We start from the raw sequence: 3,492 nt of genomic DNA on the forward strand, positions 1-3,492 counted from the left end.
GGACAACCCGGGGGGCGGCGCGTAGCCGAGTGTTCGCGTGTTCTTCACCCGGCTCACCGTCCCCGCGTTCCCCGGCCCCTCCTAGCTTTGGCATGCACACCGCACGCTCCGTGCCGTGCGCCGCAGCACCCCGTACCGCCCCGTACCTCGCACGTCCGATGCCCGACCCCCCTCACCGGAGGTAACCCGTGCGCAGCCGCAGCCGTACCGCTCTGTTCACCGCCGGCGGCCTCGCCGCCGCCAGCGCCGGCCTGTGGGCCGGCCTCGGCGGGAACGCCCAGGCGGCAGGCTCCGTCCCCACCCCCGACCACACCGTGGTGGTGGTCCTGGAGAACCACGCGTACAGCCAGGTGATCGGCAGTTCCAGCGCCCCGTACATCAACTCGCTCGCGTCGGGCGGCGCCAACCTCACCCAGAGCCACGCCATCACCCACCCCAGCCAGCCGAACTACTACGCCCTCTTCTCCGGCTCGACCCAGGGCGTCACCGACGACAGCTGTGTGACGGCCGGCTTCAGCAAGGCGGCGAACCTGGGCTCCGAGGTGACTGCGGCGGGACACACCTGGGGGACCTACAACGAGACGCTGCCCAGCCAGGGTTCGACGGTCTGCAAGAGCGGCAACTACGCGCAGAAGCACAACCCGTGGTTCGGCTTCTCCAATGTGCCGACCTCGACCGCGAAGACCTTCGCGCAGTTCCCCACCGACTACTCGACGCTGCCGACGGTGTCCTTCGTGGTGCCGAACCTGTGCAGCGACATGCACGACTGCTCGGTGTCCACCGGTGACACCTGGGTCAAGAACAACCTCGGCGCGTACGCGACCTGGGCGAAGACCCACCACAGCCTGCTCGTGGTGACCTTCGACGAGGACAACTCGCTCAGCGGCAACCGCATCCCGACGGTGCTCTACGGGCAGCCGGTCGTCGCGGGCAGCTCCAGCGGAACCACGTACAACCACTACAACCTCCTGCGGACGCTGGAGGATCTCGCGGGGACGTCCACGCACGCCGGCCAGGCGGCGTCCGCATCGGACATCACCGGCATCTGGACCAGCTGACCGATGTACGTCAGCGAGAGCCGCGCGAGCACACCAGCGGCCTCGGGGGGGGGGGGGGGGGGGGGGGGGGGGGGGGGGGGGGGGGGGGGGGGGGGGGGGGGGGGNAGTCGAGTTGGAGGGAGACCTCCACGGTCTGGGTCGCGACGACGAGACCGCCGCGGGGGGCCCCCCCCCCCCCCCCGCCCCCCGGTCCGCCGTCGCCTCCACCGTGCTCGCGCTCGGCGCGGTCAGCCTGATCACCGACGTCTCCTCGGAGATGGTCACCGCGGTGCTGCCGCTCTACCTGGTCACCGGACTCGGCCTGTCCCCGCTGGGCTTCGGTCTGCTCGACGGCGTCTACAACGGTTTCAGCGCCCTGGTCCGGCTGGTCGGCGGCCACCTCGCCGACCGCGGCGGTCGGCACAAGCAGGTCGCCGCCTTCGGCTACGCCCTGTCCGCGCTGTGCAAGCCGCTGCTGCTGGCCGTCCACACGCTGCCGCTGATCGGCGCGGTGCTGGCCGCCGACCGTACCGGCAAGGGCCTGCGCACCGCGCCCCGCGACGCGCTGATCTCGCTGTCCTCGCCGCCGCAGTCCCGCGGCCGGGCCTTCGGGGTGCACCGGGCGATGGACACGACGGGGGCGCTGCTGGGGCCGCTGGTCGCCTTCCTGATCCTGCGGCAGGCGGCGGACGGCTACGACGCGGTGTTCACGGTGAGCTTCTGCGTGGCCGCGGTGGGCGTCCTGGTGCTGCTGCTCTTCGTCCCGACCCGCACGCGGGAGGCGGCCGAGGCTTCGGCGCCGGGCGGGGCTTCGGCTCCCGGCGGGGCTTCGGCTGCTGTCCCGACCTCCGGGAGCGGTGCCGCCCGGCCGTCGCTGCGGGCCGCCGTCGCGCTGCTGGGGCGGCGCGAGTTGCGCGGGCTGGCGCTGTGCGCGGTGGCGCTCGGCCTGGCCACGGTCAGCGACTCCTTCGTCTACCTGCTGCTCCAGCGCCGCCTGGGGGTGCCCGACCGCTGGTTCGCGCTGCTGCCGCTGGGCACCGCGGCGGCCTTCCTGCTGCTCGCCGTGCCGCTCGGCCGCTGGGCCGACCGGGTCGGCCGCTGGCGGGTCTTCGTCGGCGGCCACCTCGCGCTGCTGCTGGCGTACGGCCTGCTGCTGGCCCACCTGCGGGCGGGCGTACTCCCGTACGCGGTGCTCGCCCTGCACGGCACCTTCTACGCGGCCACCGACGGTGTGCTGATGGCGGCGGCGGCCGGTTCCGTACCGGCGGCGCTGCGCTCCAGCGGGCTGGCGCTGGTGCAGACCGGGCAGGCGGCGGCCCGTTTCTGCTGCTCGATCGCCTTCGGCGCGGCCTGGACCGCGTTCGGCGACCGGTCGGCGCTGGCCGGCGCCGCGGTGGCGCTGCTGGCGAGCGTGGCGCTGTCGGTACGGCTGCGGCCCGCGGAGGCGGTATGAGCCAGGGGGCGGTCGACGGCGACCGGATCAGTACGCGCGCCCGGCTGCTGGTGCTGCTGGCCGGGGTCGTGGTGCTGGCGACGGTCGCCGGGGGCGCGGTCTGGCGGGCCGCGGACCGGGCCGACCGCAGGAACCAGGTGCAGGCGGGCGGCCCCGCGGTGCACGCCGGTACGGTGTCGCTGGCCGCCTCGGGCCCGCCGCGTATCGTCTTCCGCTCGATGGCGTGGGGGCCGCACCGCGACGAGCTGGCCAGCGTCCCGGCCGCCGCGCCCGCCGGACCGCGCACCGCCTCCGGCGTGGCCTGCCTGCGCTTCTACGCGGCGGGCGGCACCGGGATCTGCCTCCAGGCGGAGCGCGGCGCGGTCAACGACAGCTACCGCGCGCTGGTGCTGGACTCCCGGCTGCGCACCACCCGCCGGGTGGACCTGGCCGGCATCCCGACCCGGGCGCGGGTGTCACCGAGCGGGCGGATGGCCGCCTGGACGGTCTTCGTGGGCGGCGACTCCTACGCGGGCACGAACTTCTCGACCCGCACCTCGATCCTCGACACCCGCACGGGAGCCCTCCAGCCGACCCTGGAGGACTACGCCGTGACGCGCGACGGCAAGCGGGTACGGGCCGCCGACGTGAACTTCTGGGGCGTCACCTTCGCCGACGACACGCGTTTCTACGCCACGATGGCCACCGGCGGCCGCACGTATCTGATCCGGGGCGACGTCCGGGCGCGGACCGCGGTGACCCTGCGGGAGAACGTCGAGTGCCCGTCGCTGTCCCCCGACGGGACCCGGATCGCGTTCAAGAAACGCGTCAAGAACCTCCCGGCCGACGCCCCTTGGCGGCTCTACGTCCTCGACCTGGCCACCCTGCGCGACCATCCCACCGCCGAGACCCGCAGCGTGGACGACCAGGCCGTATGGACCGACGACCACACCCTGGCGTACTCGATGCCCGGCGACTACGGCTCCGACCTCTACACCGTCCCCGCCGACGGCTCCCCCGCCC

3 protein-coding genes are annotated in these 3,492 nt (G+C 74.2%); all 3 read left to right on the top strand.

Features of this window, described 5'->3' with window-relative positions:
• Positions 1-188: 188 nt before the first annotated feature.
• Positions 189-1,058 (top strand): alkaline phosphatase family protein, encoded by an 870-nt coding sequence (locus tag V7E46_RS33335; protein WP_329179568.1) that lies wholly within the window; start codon positions 189-191, stop codon positions 1,056-1,058.
• A 133-nt stretch (positions 1,059-1,191) separates the two neighbouring features.
• On the top strand, positions 1,192-2,490 hold the full coding sequence (locus V7E46_RS33340; protein ID WP_333771898.1) for an MFS transporter: 1,299 nt from the start codon (positions 1,192-1,194) through the stop codon (positions 2,488-2,490).
• 26 nt (positions 2,491-2,516) lie between these two features.
• Positions 2,517-3,492 (top strand): TolB-like translocation protein (locus V7E46_RS33345; protein ID WP_333771899.1); only part of this gene is annotated, 976 nt, incomplete at its 3' end.

Origin of the sequence: Streptomyces sp. IBSBF 2435 (assembly GCF_036815005.1) — a bacterium.
Taxonomy (GTDB): domain Bacteria; phylum Actinomycetota; class Actinomycetes; order Streptomycetales; family Streptomycetaceae; genus Actinacidiphila.